This window comes from Nocardiopsis salina YIM 90010, from assembly GCF_000341025.1.
Classification (GTDB): Bacteria; Actinomycetota; Actinomycetes; order Streptosporangiales; family Streptosporangiaceae; genus Nocardiopsis; species Nocardiopsis salina.
On sequence record NZ_ANBF01000199.1, the window covers coordinates 1 to 15,497 of the forward strand.

Genomic DNA, 15,497 nt, shown 5'->3' on the forward strand with positions numbered 1-15,497 from the left:
TTCCAGAACCACCGCACGCACACCGCGCCCCAGCTCACCGGTGTCGCGTCCGTGGCTGACCGCCCGGTGCACGTCGCCGAGCACACCGGCGGGCAGCACCGCGTTGAGCAGCACCGCCAGGTAGTAGTCGGCCACCGCCCGCGGCCACGACAGCCGCAGCCCCACCGCCCGAGCGACCACGACCCAACGGGCCGCGCTGGCCACCGTCGTCACCGCGCCTGCGCCCAGCGCCCAGAGCAGGACGGATGGTTGCAGGGCCGCGAAGGCCGAGGTGAAGGCCTCCGCGGGGAACCACCACACCACCGCGAGCAGGACGGCCGCGCCCGCGCACGTGCGCAGCCATGCGCCGGTCCGCCCGCGCCGGACCGGGTCCCACGGCCTGCGGCCCCGGGACGGAGCACGTTCCTCTACCACCGGCACGGCTTCCCCCTTCGTACGATGCCCTACCCGCTCGTGCGCCCCGTTGCCCGGGGCGTTCGCGTCGGGTTCACGACGGCAGCACGGCCAGGTCGGTGTGGTGCACCGTGGCGTGCAGGCGCCCCTCGGCGTGCGCGGCCAGACGCCGCTCCAGGTAGGCGCGAGCAGGCAGGGCCGGGTGGTGCTTCGCGGCGGCCCCGACCCACCCGCGCAGCCACGCCTCGGTCAGCTCGGGGCGGTGCGGGCCCAGGTGCCACGGGCTCGGGAAGTGCCGTACCCGCCGCCCGAACCGGTGCAGGACCTCGGTCAGCAGAGGTGCAGCGTCCGGCCCGAGACGGCCGCCGCGTCGCTGGTGGGCATCGAAGGCAGCGGCGAATTCCCCGTCCCACGGGTCCGACGGCCACAGTTCCACCCGGCCCAGCACCGTCAATGTGAACAGCGCCGGGCACCCCAGTTCCACGACCGTGCGTGCCAGGTGCACGGCCTGGTCCTCGGTCAGCAGATCGAGCAGCGCCGAGGCCACCACCAGGCTCGCCCCGCGCAGGTCCCCGGGGTGGAGCGTGTCCAGGTCCGCCTCCAACGTCCGCGCCGGAGCAGGGACGGAACGCCGGGCGAGCTCCAGCAGCGCGGGGTCGCGGTCGACCAGCAGCCACCGCCCCGATCCGGGCAGGCGCGGTACCAACCACCGGGCCATGGACCCCGTTCCGCACCCCAGATCGGCCACGAGTGTGCCGTGCCCGTAGAAGAGGGCCGGCGTTTCGGTGGCTCGTGCCTCGGCGTCGGCGTTCTCCCGCAGGGCCAACCACTCGGGCGCGAACCCCTCCGCGATGCTCACAGCCACCTCTCACGGTCGAGCAGGGCGGCCATGCCCGCGGCCGCCTGGCCCCATCCTGCCAAGGTCCCCCTGCGCAGGCCGGCCGAACGCCGCAGACGCCGTCGCAGCCCCGGATCGTCCCACCACTCGCGCAGCGCCCCGGACAGGGCCGCGGGGTCTCCGGGCGGGACCAGCAGCCCGGGGCGGGAGCCGTCGGGTGCGCGGCCGAGCGCCTCGGACACCCCGCCGGTCCGGGTGGCCACGACCGGGACCCCGCGTGCCAGGGACTCGGTCACCGCCATACCGAAGGTCTCCGCTCGGGAGGCGAGCACACACACGTCCGCGGCCGCGCGGGCCCCCTCCAACTCTGCGCCGCTCAGAGGGCCGGTGAAGCGCACGCGGTCCCGCCATCCGCGCTCGTCGACCGTCGCGCGCAGGTCGTCGGCGTGGGCGCCCGGTCCCGCACCCACGCAAGTCAGGCGCCACGGTTCCGTGCCGAGGCGGACGAGGGCGTCGAACAGTACGTCGTGACCCTTGCGCGGGGTCAGCGAGGCCACACACACCAGGTGGGACCGCCCGTCCGTGCCCGGAGCCGATGGAGCGGGGTCGGTGCCGGGTGCGATGGCGGCCACCTCGGCCAGGCCGTGTTGTTCCTGGAGGTGGCGTCGGGCCCAGTCGCTGGTGGCCACCACACGGCGGGCCGAGCGCAGGGCGCGGTGTTCGTGTGCGTGCCGGTCGGCGGCCTCGGAGGCGGTGAGCCCGCCCTCCAGCGCGAGCGGAAGGTGCACCAGGACCACCAGCCGCAACCGGCGACCGTGCACCGTCAGCACCTCGGGTGCCGCGCACGCCACCAGACCGTCCAGGAGCACCACGGTGCCCTCGTCCAGGGACGCCAGTACACGCGCGAGCCCGGCGCGGTCGTCGGCCGACGGTACCGGCCAGGAACCGGACACCTGCACCATCCGCACCGGACTGCCCCGGGCCGCGAGCGCTTCGGCCAGGCGACGGTCGTAGACGTCGCCGCCGCTGGGCGCCGCCGATTCCGGCACCACGAACACTGTCAAAGTTCGAGGTCGAAGGAGGCCCAGGCCACGTGGGACTCGTGCAGGGTCACGCTCAGCCCGGCCAGGCCGCGGTCACGGGCACCGATCCGGTCGGCGACCCGCTGGGCCACGACCCCGGCCAGGTACTCGGACGTGGTGTTGACCCCCGCGAAGTCCGGATCGTCGTCGAGGTTGCGGTGGTTGAGCCCGCCCAGGACCGCCGACAGGATCTCGGCGGCCTCGGCGATGTCGACGACCACCCCGTCGGGGTCCAGGTCCCGGCGGCGGAAGGTCGCGTCGACCACGAACGTGGCCCCGTGCAGGGCCTGGGCAGGGCCGAAGACCTCACCCCTGAAACTGTGCGCGACCATCATGTGGTCGCGGACGGTGACGCTGTACACGCTGTGCTGCTCCCTTCGTCGGTTTCCCGGCACGGTCGGCGGCGCCGGTCAGTCGTAGACCACCCGGTGGCACAGCGCAGGAATGCTCCCGTCGGCCAGGCGCGGCAGTACTTCCGGCAGGTCCTCGAACCGGCTCTGTCCGGTCAGCAGCGCGTCGAAGGCCGGGTCGGCGAGCAGCCGCAGTGCCAGCGCCAGTCGTTCGGCGTGGTCGTAGCGCGACCTGCGGGCCGGGGAGATCATGCCGACCTGGCTGGCGCGCACGGCCAACCGCTGGGAGTGGAAGTCCTCGCCCAGCGGCAGTATCACCTGCCGGTCCCCGTACCAGCTCAGTTCCACGACCTCGCCCTCCGGTGCGAGCAGGTCCAGCGAACGGGTCAGGCCGGACTCGGTCGCGCTGGTGTGGAAGACCAGGTCGCAGTCGGTGTCGGCTTCGACGGGCGCGGCGAAGTCCACCCCGAGTGCGTCGGCGGTCTCGGCGCGCTCGGGCACGACGTCGACCAGCTGTACCCGGGTCCCGGGCACACGCGAGACCAGGCGGGCCACACAGCAGCCGACCATGCCCGCACCCACGACCGCGACCCGGTCGCCGACCCTGGGGGAGGCGTCCCAGAGCGCGTTGACGGCCGTCTCCACGGTCCCGGCCAGTACGGCGCGCTCGGCCGGAACCGGGGCCGGGACCAGGGACAGCGCCTCGACGGGGACCACGAAACGGTCCTGGTGGGGAAAGAGGGTGAAGACGGTGCGTCCGACGAGGTCGGCCGGGCCCTGCTCGACCTCGCCGACGTTGAGGTATCCGTACTTGAGCGGACCGGGGAAGTCCCCCTCCTGGAAGGGTGCCCGCATCACCTCGTACTGATTGGCGGGCACACCCCCGTCGAACACGAGGGTCTCGGTGCCCCGGCTGATCCCCGAGTACCTGGATCTGACCAGGGCCTGTCCCGCTTCCGGGGCGGGCAGATCCACGTCGCGGATCTCGCCCCTGCCGGGGGAGTTCACCCAGAACGCGCGGCCGCTGTGTCCCACGCTGACCCCTTTCCTGGCCGGTGTCGGGTCGGGCACGGCGCGACGACCCGGAGCCGGCACGCCGATTCCCTACCCTCTCAGGAGCCCCTGGACCGTCCCGGCGGGTCCCCGTCCACGGGCCCGGTGGCGCCGTAGCAGCCACCGCACGTCCCGGCCGAAGGACCACACGAGCATCGCCAGCGCCGATCCCACCAGGGCAGCGGCGGCCGGGGCCGGAACCACGGGTGCTGCTGCGGCCACCAGCGCAATTCCCTGGACCGCGGCCACCGCCTTGCGCGAGCGCCGTTCGGGCAGCGGAACGGCCAGCCAGGGCCAGGGCACCGAGGCCGCCCAGAACACGTACCGGAACGCGCCCACCAGAAGCACCCACGGGCCCAGGTCCGCGGCCACGTGCACCCCCAGGACCACGAGGACGAACGCGTCGACCTCCATGTCGTAGCGCGCGCCGAAGGCCGAAGCGGTCCCGGTGCGCCGGGCCACGAGGCCGTCCACCAGGTCCAGGGCCAGCGCGATCGCGGCCAGCGCCACCAGGGGCCAGGGCGGACCGCCCTGCGCGACCAGGGCCACCACCCCGCCCACGAGCACTGCCCGCACCGTGGTCACGGCGTCGGCCGGGCCCAGGCTGCGGCCGCGGGACGCCCACCCGAGCACTGCCGTGCCGGCCAGCGTGTACAGCGCGCCCGCTGCCCACGCCGGCGCGGTCAGGCCCACCGACAGGTCCAGGGCCGCGAGGACGCCCGTCTGTGCTGCCGCGCCTGCTGCGATCCACCGCATCGGGCTCTCAGACACGGGGCTCCCTCAGATGGGGGAGGTCGTGGCCCAGCCGGTCGCGCTTGGCGGTCAGGTACCCCATGTTCTCGGGGCGGGCCGGGGCCAGCAGCGGGACCCGCGAACGCACCGGGATCCCGCGTGCGGTGAGCGCCCGCGCCTTGTCGGGGTTGTTGGTCAGCAACCGGACCGAACGCACCGCAAGGTAGCGCAGCACCCGGGCGGCGGGCCCGTAGTCGCGGGTGTCCACGGGCAGGCCCAGGGCGGTCGCCGAATCGACGGTGTCCAACCCGCTGGTGTCCTGCAGGGCGATGGTGCGGGCCTTGTCCACGAGGCCGATCCCGCGCCCCTCGTGTCCGCGGAGGTAGACCAGGACGCCGCTTCCGTGGTCTGCGATGGCGTCGAGCGCGGAGGAGAGCTGGTCACCGCACTCGCAGCGCAGAGCGGCGAAGACGTCCCCGGTCACGCACTCCGAGTGCACCCGGGTGAGTACGTCGTCGGCCCCCGCTGTCTCGCCCGAGACCAGCGCGAGGTGTTCGTTGCGGTCGACGGGGTCGAGGAAGGCCACGGTCCGGAACACGCCCCGCCTCGTGGCCAGTTCGCTCTCGGCCACCGACGCCGGATCCAGGCTCTGTTCGCTCATGGCCCCCTCGTTCCACCGCCAGTCGGACACACCCCCGCCGGTGCCCGGACCCGTGCCGTAGGAAACCTGAGCCCCATCCCTCTCAGAGGGAACAGCCCGCGGGGCGGGTGGCCGATTCCGGTCAAGTGCGCTCAGGCCTGCCCCTTCCGGGCATGTACCGGACGGCCGTACGCCCGGTCCCGACCGCCCCGCCACAGGCGAACCCTGACGGTGGGGTCCGTGGTGTTCGGGGCGGGCGGTATCCCCCGACCGAGAAGGGCCCGGATGGACACCGAGCACCGCGACACCGGCGACGCCACCAGTGACGTGTCGCCGGGGGCAACCGGCGACACCTCCGGCTCTACCGAAACGCCCGCGCCCGCGCAGGCCGGCCCGCCTGAGCTCCGCGCACGCCTGCGCGCCCGTATCGGTGCATGGGCCCGGTTCCTGGTCGGCCGCGCCGGTGTGGCCCTGGGGCTGGCCGCGGGGCTGGTCCTGGTCAGCGGCGCGGGCCCCCTCCTGCGGGACACGGCGGACCCGGGACCGGGCGTGCTCGGCGCCATCGTGCTCACCGAACCGGCTCCACTGATGTACCCCTGGTACGCCGTCGTGCTCGGCCACGCGCTCCTGCTCTGCCTGCTCCCGCGCGGACCCTGGGCCGTGTTCGTGTTCGCCGCCGCCCTGGTCGTCACCGCCCTGGCCTGGCTCTCCGTGCCGGCCCCCGACACGGTCGCCCTGCCTCCGGACCCCTCCGGCAGCGCTGTCGATCTGGCCTCCGTCCTCTTCGGGGCCGACGCGCCGCCGGCCGTGCAGGAGGCCACCGCAGGGTCCCTGGCCCGCATCGTCCTCGGTGTGCTCCTGCTCAGCGCAGCGGTGATGATCGCCCGCGACGTGCGCGCTCCCCTGCCCGACCGGTCCCCGGGCCGGTCTCGTCGAACCAGAGGGACCCTCGTGGCCGTCGGTGCCTGCGCGCTCCTGGCCCTGGTCGCGCTGGTGTGGACCGCCGCCCTCCTGTACACGCTGGCCACGGGCGACCCTGCCCTGCGTGAGGGGAGCCTCGGTGCCTTCGTGGAACCGGACACACTCGCTCCCGGCCGTGGCTGGGCCGAACGCAGCGCTGCCGCTCTGACCCTGGTCGCCCTACCCCTGGTGTATGCGGGGGTGCAGGGAACGCGAACCCTGCTGGGCCGTACCTGAGCCCGCCCGCCACCGTCCGCGCTCCACCGCCGACGCGGGCCCCCTCTGTGTCCCCTCTTTTATTACTCGCTGGTAAGTTCGCTGTGTTGTGGCGGCCGACGGCTGCGTACCGGCGACGGAGGAGACCAGTGCACCAGGGGGCCCTGACCAGGCTCAAGACCGTTCCCGACTGCCGTTTCCGGCTCTTCCTCCTGCACCATGCGGGCGGAACGGCGCAGGGGTACCGTCCCTGGGTCCGGCACTTCCCCGAGGACTGGGAGATCTGTCTGCTGCAGGCCCCCGGGCGCGACACCGCAGCCCACCTCGAACCCATCGGCGACGCACGCGCCCTGGCCCGCCACTTCGCCGAGGCCACCGCCGACCTGCGCGACCGCCCCTACGGCCTCTTCGGGCACAGCATGGGCGCCCTGGTCGCCCACGAGATCGCCCACCTCCTGCTCGCCGACCCCGACGAACCCGACCCCGCCTGGCTCGGCGTCTCCGCCTGGAGTCCCCAACACGGGCCCGAACGGGACGCGCCCCGCCACCTGCGCACCGACGCCGAACTCCGCGAGGCCGTCGCCCGCATGGGTGGCACGTCCGCTGCTGCCCTGGCCGACCCGGCCCAGTGGGCCCGCATCGCTCCTGTCGTCCGCGCCGACCTCGGCCTGGTCGACACCTGGCGCCCCGACCCCGCGCGCTCGCCGCTGTCCCTGCCGGTGTCGGTCCTCGGCGGCGCCGACGACCGCGGCATGCCGCCTTCCCGCCTCGCCGCCTGGCGCGAACACACCGACGGCCCACTGGAGCACCACACCCTGCCCGGCGACCACTTCTACTTCGTCGGCCGCACGCGTGAAGTGGTCGAACGCATCGTCGGAGACGTCCGCGCCCGGGTGCCCGCCGTTGCATGACCCCGAACACCCCACCCCCTGTTGCGGTGCTTGGTCCCGGGTTACCGTTGTGCTATGAGCCTTGAGTTGTCTACTGACCGGCTCCTCATCCGGGAGTGGGAGCTGGGCGACGCCGAGGCGGCCCTGGAGGTCTACGGGGCCGACGAGGTCGCGCACTGGCTGACACCGGAATGGCGCCCGGTCAACGATGCCGCCGCCATGCGTTCGGTCCTGCACGCCTGGATCGAGTCGGGACCGAACCTGATGCCGCCCGCGGGACGTTGGGCCATCGTCCGCAAGGAGGACGGACAACTGGTGGGAGGGCTCTCTGTGAAGCTCCTTCCGCCCTTCGAGGAGGATTTCGAGCTCACATGGGCTCTGCGCCCCGACGTCTGGGGCCAGGGGTACGCCACCGAGGCCAGCGAGGCCATCACCGAATGGGCCTTCAAACAGGGGATCGAAGAGATCTTCGCGGTCGCCCGGCCCAAGAACGAACGTGCGATCGCGGTCGCCCGCCGGCTGGGCATGGAGTGGGTCGGTGAGACCGAGAAGTACTACGACATGCGGTTGCAAGTCTTCCGGCTGCGGCCCGGCTGAGGCACCTCGGCCGGGCGGCGACCGGGACGCCGGCGCCCGCCCGGTGCACACGCGAGAGGGGCCGCGCGCAGCGCACGGCCCCTCTTCGGTGTTTCGGGGTGCGGGTGCTCCCGGGATCGGCCCCCTCAGCTGCCCAGGAACTGGCTGATGCGCTCCACCTCGGCCTCCGACAGCCGCACCGAGGCCGCAGCCGTGTTCTCCTCGAGGTGCGTGACCCGCGACGTGCCCGGGATCGGGATCATCGCGGGGGAACGGTACAGCAGCCACGACAGCGCCAACTGCACCGGCGCGACCTCGTGCTCGGCGGCGATCGAGGCCAGTGGGGACTCCGGCGCGGCCATCTCCCCGCGTGCGACCGGTGCCCACGGCAGGAAGGCGATGCCGTCCTTCTCGCACTGCTCCAGCACGTCCTCGGACTGCCGGAACGAGGGCGCGTACTGGTTCTGCACCGAGGCGATCGGCGTGATGGCGCGGGCGGCGCTGAGCTCGTCCACCGTGACCTCGCTCAACCCGATGTGGTTGATCTTGCCCTGCTCGCGCAGTTCCACCAGCGCGCCCAGCTGGTCGGCCAGCGGTACCTCGGGGTCGATCCGGTGCAGCTGGAACAGGTCGATGCGTTCCACACCCAGGTTGCGCAGGCTCAACTCGGCCTGTTGCTTCAGGTAGGCGGGCCGCCCCAGCTTGTGCCACTGGGAGGGGCCGGTGCGGGCCAGTCCGGCCTTGGTCGCGATGACCAGGTCTTCTGCGTAGGGGTAGAGCGCCTCCCGGATCAACTGTTCGCTGATCTGCGGCCCGTAGGAGTCGGCGGTGTCGATGAAGGTGATGCCCAGGTCAACCGCCCGGCGCAGCACGGCCAGAGCCTCGTCGCGATCGCGCGGCGGCCCCCACACTCCGTCGCCCACGACACGCATCGCTCCGAAACCGAGTCGGTGGACCGGGAGGTCCCCGCCGATCCGGAAGGTTCCCGACCGTTCGGCGATGTGCGGTGTGGCTCGTACGTCGGTCACGGTGCTCCTGCTCGGTCTCTCGTCCGGTTTCGGGGAAGGATCTCAGGACGGACCGGGTGCCGCAAGATGCAACGGACACACGCAGGGGCCGCTGGTGCGGGCTCCGGCCTCAGCGGAAGGCGTCCAGGTGATCGGCCACCCACGAGGCGTAGTTGCGGCCAGGATGCCCCATGACACGCTCGTAGTCGGGGGAGACGATCTCCGACAGGTCCCACTCGGCGCGCTCGTCCTCGGGATCGGGTTCCCACAGCAGCCAGTCGCACAGCTCCGGCGGCAGACCGCGCGAGATCCACAGCTGCCGTGCTTCGGCCGGGCTCAAGTGCACGAAGGAGATATCGCGGCCCAGGGCCCGGGAGAGCACCTCGGTGCGCAGCCGCCACCGTCCTGGGCCAGGACCGCAACGCACCCCTGTCCGCGGTGGCCCGGGCCGCCGACGTCGGGCGCAGCACCCTGCACCGCTACTTCCCGGACCGCGACGAACTCGTGTCCGCCACCTACGAGGACTCCCTCGCCGAGATCGGCCGGGCCATGGAGGAGGCGCGTCTGCACGAGGGGCCGGCCCTGGAGGCCGTGCGCCGCATGATCGCCGCGCACATCGAGGTCGGCGACCGGGTCGTCTTCGCCTTCGGCGACCCCGCGCTCTCGCGGGCCCACGACACGGGGGAGGAGCCCGATGAACCCGAGGAGATCGTCGCCCTCTTCGCCCGCGGGCAGGAGGAAGGGGCCCTGGACACCAACGTCGAGCCCGAATGGTTCGTGCACGTCATGTGGGCGCTGGTCTTCACCGGCCTGGACCTGGTGCACACCGGGCGCATCTCACGCCACGACCTCGTGCCCCGCATCCTGCGCACCTTCGAGCGCGGAGCCCTGGTGCGCTGAGCGGTCGCCGTCGCGGGGCCGCTGACCGAGGTCCCGGGCACAGTCGGGGAGGGCAATACCGGACCTTCGTCAGCGCCGGTCGACCGCCCACAGGTCGGACTCGATGCGCTCGGCGGTCGTGCGCAGCTCCGGCAGCAGGTCCTCCTCCACCTGGTCGATCGAGGTGCGGTTGGCGTGTGCGGAGATGTTGACCGCGGCCACCACCTCGCCGGAACGGTCGCGTACCGGCATCGCCAGCGAGCGCAGCCCCTCCTCCAGCTCCTGGTCGACCAGCGCGTATCCCTGACCGCGCACTCGTTCCAGCTCCGCGCGAAGCTGCCCTGCATCGGTCAGGGTGAAACGCGTCAGCGCGGGCAGCTCCACCCGCTCCAGGTAGGGGTCCAGCTCCTCGTCGTCGCGGCCGGCCAACAGCACGCGCCCCATCGACGTCGCCGAAGCCGGGAACCGGGTCCCCACCGTCACCGACACCGTCATGATGCGCGAGGCCGCCGACCGTGCCACGTACAGGACCTCGTCGCCGTCCAGCACCGAGGCCGACGCGGACTCGTGCACACGCACCGACAGATCCTGCAGGTGCGGCTGGGCCACGTCCGGCAGCCCGGCCGATGCCACATAGGCGTAACCCAGGTCGAGCACGCGCGGGGTCAGCGAGAACAGGCGCCCGTCGGTGCGCACGTACCCCAGGTCGGCGAGGGTGAGCAGGAACCGCCGTGCCGCGGCGCGCGTCAGCTCGGTCTCGCGGGCCACCTCACTCAACGTCATGGAGGGGCGTTCGGCCGAGAAGGCGCGGATCACGGCGAGTCCGCGTTCCAGCGACTGCACGAAGTGCCCGCCGCGGGGCTGGTCGTCGGGCATGGCCGGGCCTTCCTGGTATCGGGTGTGCTGAGTCCGATGTTCTCATGCCGAACGGCCCCGGCGTTACGCCAGGTGCTGTCTCCAACCCCTGCCCGGCAGGCGATCCGGCTCGCGCCCGGCAACTCGGCGTCATCCGCTCGGCGCCCGGGTAGGACCCGCGCGAGAGCCATCCGAACCGAACGGAGCACGGACCCCATGAGCGTCGACCTCCACCACACCGTCACCGGGCCCGAGAGCGCACCCGTCCTCCTGCTGGGCGGGTCCCTGGGCTCCACCGCGCAGATGTGGGAGCCCCAGGCCGAAGCGCTGTCCACGGCCCTGCGGGTCGTGCGCTTCGACATGCGCGGGCACGGTCGCTCCCCGGTGCCCGACGGTCCCTACACCATGGCCGACCTGGGAGGGGACGTGCTCGCCCTCCTGGACCGCCTCGGCGTCGAACGCGCCCACTACGCCGGGCTGTCCCTGGGCGGAATGGTCGGGCAGTGGCTGGCGGTGAACGCCCCCGAACGCATCGACCGCCTCGTTCTGATGGCGACCTCCCCCTACGCCGGGCCGCCGCAGAGCTGGCTCGACCGCGCCGCCCTCGCCCGCGAGCAGGGACCCGTCGCCCTGGCAGACACCGTTGTGGGCCGCTGGTTCACCGAGGACTTCGCCCAGGCCCGCCCGCACGAGGTGACCGAACTGCGCGACGGCATCGCCGACACCCCTGCCGAGGGTTACGCCGCCTGCTGCGAGGCCATCTCGCAGTGGGACGTCCGCGATGACCTGTACCGTGTCGGCGCTCCCACCCTCGTCGTCGGTGGAACCGAGGACCTTGCGACCCCCATCGACGACAATGCCGCCCTCATCGCCGACCGCATCCCCGGGGCCCGGCTCAGGGTGCTCGACCACGCCGCGCACCTGCTGTCCTGGGAGCAGGCCCCGCGGGTCAACACCCTGCTGACCTGGCACCTGGCCCGGTCCGGCCCGGAACTGAGCGCCCGGTGAGCGGTCGGTGAGCGACCGTTGGACGCCACGGTGGGCGGTCGCCCCGGCCGTTCCGCCGTGACCGGGGTGACCGCCCACCGGCGCCCTCAGGGCTTGTAGGCGACCCCGGACAGTTCCCACAGGGTGATCTTGTCGTCCTGCGGGCGGGCGACCGGGGCGAAGTCCGGGTGGCGCCAGCTCGCGCAGTCCACCACCCGCGGGCCCTCGTCGCGCCCGTCCGGCCACGCGCTGACCGGGACCAGGCCGTCGAAGGCGGCCGCGGCCTCCTGGGGCGAGCGCACCCGGCCCCACGGGGTCCCGAAGCCGTTCATCTGCTCGGTCAGCCATGCCGCAGTGCCCGGGTCGTCCGAGACCAGGTGGGAGTAGATGAGGTAGGAGCCCGGAGCCAGGCGGTCCATCGTCCGGCGCACCAGGTCGAAGGGGCGGTCCTCGTCGGGCAGGCAGTGCACCATCGAGACCAGCATCAGGCACACCGGGACGTCCAGCTCGATGAGCGCCCGCACCTCGTCGGAGTCCAGGATCCCGTCGATGTCGCGCAGGTCGCTGAGTACGAACGCGGTCCCGGGCCGGTCGGTCAGCAGCGCCCGCCCGTGCACCAGGACCACGGGGTCGTTGTCGACGTAGACCACACGGGCGCGGGGGTCGGCGCGCTGGGCGACGTTGTGGGTGTTCTCGACCGTGGGTAGGCCCGCCCCCAGGTCCAGGTACTGCAGCACACCCTGGCGGGCGACGTGGTCCACCGCCCGGGTCAGGAAGGCCCGGTTGCCCAGCGACAGCGTCGCGATCTCGGGAATGTGTTCCAGTAGGGTGTCGGCCGATTCCCGGTCCACCGTGAAATTGTCCTTACCGCCCAGGAAATAGTCGTACATCCGTGCGACACTGGGCGTGCGCATGTCGATCCCGGGGGGAATGCGTTCGTTCATCGGCGCTGCGGGACCAACCTCGCCCCGGGGTCGGGCGGGCGGGATCCCTGCCTCCTTCTCGGTGGTCGTAGGTGCGCGCGTGCGGGCGGCTCCGAGCACGCGGGAACACGGCCGTTCAGGCGCATCGTAGAACGCGCACCGCCTGCTCGACCGGCTTTTCGGGAAGAAATTCGCCCACATGAACTCTTTCTCGGCGAGCCCCGGGACCGGGTGGGGTGCCGGTTCAGAGGCCGTCGTTCCCGTGCCCTCGGATTTCGCTGTTGCTTTCCTCGACGCGGGGGTCGGGGAGGGGCACCCGGGCCTTCTTCGCGGAGGACAGGTCCACTTGTTGCGTCCGCGCCGAAGACGGGATCACTCGGGGCGGTCGAACACCGGAAGGTCGTCCCACAGTGCCCCAGGGGCCGCTGCCCGCACGCGGGAGCCCGTGCCCGACAGGCCCTCCGGCAGGTCGGGCAGGGTGGGCTCCGACCAGAACGCCGCCGCCGAACCCGGGTCGGGGGCCTCGTCCCGCTGCCTCCCGGGTTCCTCCCCGTCATCGTGGGCAGCTGCAGCGGACACCCGGGCCACGAACGCGGATTTCTCACCGCCGGCCCACCGCACCAGCATGAACGGGTCCGCGTCAGCGCGCGCGGCCAGCTCGGCCACCAGCGTCCCCAGGTGGGCGCACACTCCGTCCCAGTGCGTACACGTGCACGAGGCCGCCAGCGGTCCCCACCCGGGCAGCAGCGGCAGTCCCACCACCTCGAACACCCGCCCCAGCTCCACCGGCAGCCGCCCGTCCAGGGCCGGGGCACAGAAGACCGGCTGGGAGGCCAGAGCGGCGCACACGCGGTCCCAGTCCTCCTCCTCGGCCACCGGGCGGGCCAGACTCACCTCGTGCCCGGCCACCCGTGCACCCACCTCGCCGGAGCGCACCGACCAGCGCTCCACCGGCCCCGGTGCACCTTCCGGCGTCGGCAGGGCCTCGGCGACCAACTGCGCCCACGTGCTCAACCGGCCACCGCCTCCGGCGCCAGCCGCACCACCTCGCGCAGCTCCTCCACCGACAGCTGCGCCAGGCGCTCCTCACCCGTGGCGACCGCACCCTCGGCCAGGGCGCTCTTGCGTGCCATCATCTCCTCCACCCGTTCCTCGACCGTGCCCACGCACACCATCGTGCGCACCTGCACGTCACGGCGCTGCCCGATGCGAAAGGCCCGGTCCGTGGCCTGGTTCTCGACGGCCGGGTTCCACCAGCGGTCCACGTGCACCACGTGGTTGGCGGCAGTCAGGTTCAGCCCCGTCCCGGCCGCCTTGAGGGAGAGCACGAAGACCGCCGGACCTGCGGAGTTCTGGAACCGCTCGACCATCGCCTCCCGCTCCGACCTCGGGGTCCCGCCGTGCAACCACAGCACCGGGACCCCGAGCCGCGAACGCAGGTACGGCGCCAGGCGCTCCCCGAAACGCGCGTACTGGGTGAAGCACAGCGCCTTGTCCCCCCGGGCCACGACCTCGCCCAGCACCGCCTCCAGACGATCGACCTTGCCCGAACGCCCCGCCAGCGCCGAGCCGTCGCCCAGGAACTGGGCCGGATGGTTGCAGATCGCCTTGAGCCGCGCCATCGTCGTCAGCACCAGCCCCTTGCGTTCGTGCTCGTCCGCCTCGTCCAGGCGTCGCGCCATCTCGTCCACCACCGCCTTGTACAGCGACGCCTGCTCGGGGGTGAGCGTGCACCACGTCTGCACCAGGTGCTTGTCCGGCAGGTCGGAGATGATCGAACGGTCGGTCTTGAGCCGGCGCAACACGAACGGCCCGGTCAGACGGCGCACCAGATCGGTGCTCTCACCCTCGCCCTGCTCCGCCTCGGCCCGCTCGCCCAACGCACGCCGGAAATCGGACGCGCTGCCGAGCAGCCCCGGATTGGCGAAGTCCATCACCGACCACAGCTCACCCAGGTTGTTCTCCACCGGGGTCCCGGTCAGTGCGATACGGGTCTCGGCCGGCAGCGAGCGCACCGCTCGAGCCTGAGCCGTGTCGTGGTTCTTCAACGCCTGCGCCTCGTCGCACACCACCCGCTGCCAGGGCAGTGCCGACAGCTCCTCACCGTCGCGCGCCACCACCCCGTAGGTGGTCACCACCAGGTCGCAGGCGCCCACCAGCCGCGCCAACGCGTTGCCCGAGGGCCGGTCGGGGCCGTGCTGGACGTGCACCCGCAGCCCGGGAGCGAAGCGTTCGGCCTCCCGCCGCCAGTTGCCCACCAACGACACCGGGCACACCAGCAGCGTCGGACCGGTCGCGGCCCCTTCGGCGCGCTCCTCGGTCAGCACCGCCAACAGCTGCACCGTCTTGCCCAAGCCCATGTCGTCGGCCAGGACCGCACCCAACCCGAGCTCGCCCATGAACCGCAGCCAAGACGCGCCGCGGTCCTGGTACGGGCGCAGCTTGCCCTCGAAACCGCGCGGGGATCCCATCGGCTGCAGCTCGGCCCGCGCGCCCCCGTCCAACAGTCGGCCCAGCGGACCGTCGGCGACCACGTCGGCCACCGGGAGCGGGGGCTGCTCCACGCCCACGGCCATGTGCAACGCCTGCTCACGTCTCATGCGGACGCGCTGCCGCATCGCCGCCAGGGCGCTCTCGACCTGCTCCGGGTCCATCTCGCACCAGTGCCCGCGCACCCGCACCAAGGAGCGCTTGAGGCGCGCCAGCTCGGCGAGCTCGGCCAGCTCCGCCCCGTTCAGGGGCTCCCCACCGCTGTCGGCGCCCAGCAGCGCCTCGAAGGAGACCTCGACCAGATCGGTGGGGCCCACGCCGCCCCTGCGGCGCTCGCCCCGGCCGTCGGAGACCGTCATGCGCATCCCCAGCGCCTGGCGGCCCGCCCACTCGGGCAGCACCACCGCGAACCCCGTCCCGCTCAACCGGGGCGCGTACCGGGCGATGAAGGACTCGGCCCCCTCGGTGCGCAGGCTCAGGTGCGTGGGCGCGGCCTGTTCGGACACCTGCCGCAGCGCCGGGTAGTGCCGGGCCGCCGCACGCAGGTCCGCGGTGGCCGTGGTGCCCACGTCGCCGGGCAGCCAGGCCGCGCCCTCACCCGACCACACCTGTTCCAGCGGCAGGCG

The 15,497-nt window shown here is 72.9% G+C and carries 18 protein-coding genes; 5 read left to right on the top strand and 13 right to left on the bottom strand.

The genetic code is table 11. The annotated features are described in order from the left end of the window. The 7 genes from D474_RS0122705 to D474_RS0122735 all read right to left on the bottom strand — a co-directional run. The coding region (locus tag D474_RS0122705) for a lysylphosphatidylglycerol synthase domain-containing protein (RefSeq protein ID WP_017615779.1) at positions 1-420 on the bottom strand (420 nt) is incomplete at its 3' end. A 67-nt stretch (positions 421-487) separates the two neighbouring features. Then, a complete protein-coding gene (locus D474_RS0122710; RefSeq protein WP_017615780.1) occupies positions 488-1,252 on the bottom strand; it encodes a methyltransferase domain-containing protein in 765 nt (254 codons plus the stop codon). Then, positions 1,249-2,289, bottom strand: a complete 1,041-nt coding sequence (locus D474_RS0122715) for a glycosyltransferase family 4 protein (protein ID WP_017615781.1) — start codon at positions 2,287-2,289, stop codon at positions 1,249-1,251. The genes D474_RS0122710 and D474_RS0122715 overlap by 4 nt, the downstream gene beginning before the upstream one ends. A gap of 2 nt (positions 2,290-2,291) precedes the next feature. Next, the gene (locus tag D474_RS0122720) at positions 2,292-2,675 is read right to left on the bottom strand and encodes a 6-pyruvoyl trahydropterin synthase family protein (RefSeq protein ID WP_017615782.1); all 384 of its coding nucleotides are present in this window, start codon (positions 2,673-2,675) and stop codon (positions 2,292-2,294) included. A gap of 48 nt (positions 2,676-2,723) precedes the next feature. Beyond that, complete coding sequence (locus tag D474_RS0122725; RefSeq protein WP_017615783.1) at positions 2,724-3,698, bottom strand: zinc-dependent alcohol dehydrogenase; 975 nt, start codon at positions 3,696-3,698, stop codon at positions 2,724-2,726. A gap of 69 nt (positions 3,699-3,767) precedes the next feature. Continuing rightward, positions 3,768-4,487, bottom strand: coding sequence for a CDP-alcohol phosphatidyltransferase family protein (locus tag D474_RS0122730; RefSeq protein ID WP_239647153.1), 720 nt, complete (start codon positions 4,485-4,487; stop codon positions 3,768-3,770). Next, positions 4,480-5,109, bottom strand: a complete 630-nt coding sequence (locus tag D474_RS0122735; protein ID WP_017615785.1) for a GTP cyclohydrolase II — start codon at positions 5,107-5,109, stop codon at positions 4,480-4,482. Before D474_RS0122735 ends, D474_RS0122730 begins: the two co-directional genes overlap by 8 nt. 264 nt (positions 5,110-5,373) lie before the next feature. Between D474_RS0122735 and D474_RS29720 the strand changes: the two genes are divergently transcribed. The 3 genes from D474_RS29720 (at position 5,374) to D474_RS0122750 (ending at position 7,751) form a co-directional block, all read left to right on the top strand. Next, positions 5,374-6,285, top strand: a complete 912-nt coding sequence (locus D474_RS29720) for a hypothetical protein (RefSeq protein WP_017615786.1) — start codon at positions 5,374-5,376, stop codon at positions 6,283-6,285. A 128-nt stretch (positions 6,286-6,413) separates the two neighbouring features. Continuing rightward, positions 6,414-7,175 (top strand): thioesterase II family protein, encoded by a 762-nt coding sequence (locus tag D474_RS0122745; protein WP_017615787.1) that lies wholly within the window; start codon positions 6,414-6,416, stop codon positions 7,173-7,175. Between the two features lie 54 nt (positions 7,176-7,229). Next, the gene (locus D474_RS0122750) at positions 7,230-7,751 is read left to right on the top strand and encodes a GNAT family N-acetyltransferase (RefSeq protein WP_026118719.1); all 522 of its coding nucleotides are present in this window, start codon (positions 7,230-7,232) and stop codon (positions 7,749-7,751) included. A gap of 125 nt (positions 7,752-7,876) precedes the next feature. Here the strand turns inward: D474_RS0122750 and D474_RS0122755 are convergent, their stop codons facing one another. Both D474_RS0122755 and D474_RS0122760 read right to left on the bottom strand, forming a co-directional pair. Then, on the bottom strand, positions 7,877-8,758 hold the full coding sequence (locus D474_RS0122755) for an aldo/keto reductase (RefSeq protein ID WP_017615789.1): 882 nt from the start codon (positions 8,756-8,758) through the stop codon (positions 7,877-7,879). Between the two features lie 109 nt (positions 8,759-8,867). Beyond that, positions 8,868-9,164: a hypothetical protein gene (locus D474_RS0122760; protein ID WP_239647154.1), complete on the bottom strand. Its 297-nt coding sequence runs from the start codon at positions 9,162-9,164 to the stop codon at positions 8,868-8,870. Between the two features lie 11 nt (positions 9,165-9,175). Here D474_RS0122760 and D474_RS0122765 point away from each other — a divergent pair, with 11 nt between their 5' ends. Further along, positions 9,176-9,637: a TetR/AcrR family transcriptional regulator gene (locus D474_RS0122765; protein ID WP_017615791.1), complete on the top strand. Its 462-nt coding sequence runs from the start codon at positions 9,176-9,178 to the stop codon at positions 9,635-9,637. Between the two features lie 69 nt (positions 9,638-9,706). Here D474_RS0122765 and D474_RS0122770 read toward each other — a convergent pair whose 3' ends face one another. Beyond that, positions 9,707-10,492: an IclR family transcriptional regulator gene (locus tag D474_RS0122770; protein ID WP_017615792.1), complete on the bottom strand. Its 786-nt coding sequence runs from the start codon at positions 10,490-10,492 to the stop codon at positions 9,707-9,709. 195 nt (positions 10,493-10,687) lie between these two features. Here D474_RS0122770 and pcaD point away from each other — a divergent pair, with 195 nt between their 5' ends. Then, positions 10,688-11,479, top strand: coding sequence for a 3-oxoadipate enol-lactonase (pcaD, locus tag D474_RS0122775; RefSeq protein WP_017615793.1), 792 nt, complete (start codon positions 10,688-10,690; stop codon positions 11,477-11,479). An 86-nt stretch (positions 11,480-11,565) separates the two neighbouring features. Here pcaD and D474_RS0122780 read toward each other — a convergent pair whose 3' ends face one another. From D474_RS0122780 to D474_RS0122795, 3 genes are all read right to left on the bottom strand, one after another. Next, a complete protein-coding gene (locus D474_RS0122780) occupies positions 11,566-12,402 on the bottom strand; it encodes an SAM-dependent methyltransferase (protein WP_017615794.1) in 837 nt (278 codons plus the stop codon). Between the two features lie 351 nt (positions 12,403-12,753). Beyond that, positions 12,754-13,395, bottom strand: coding sequence for a hypothetical protein (locus D474_RS0122790; protein WP_017615796.1), 642 nt, complete (start codon positions 13,393-13,395; stop codon positions 12,754-12,756). After that, a partial coding sequence (locus D474_RS0122795; protein ID WP_017615797.1) for a DEAD/DEAH box helicase occupies positions 13,392-15,497 on the bottom strand: 2,106 nt, incomplete at its 5' end. The genes D474_RS0122790 and D474_RS0122795, both read right to left, overlap by 4 nt.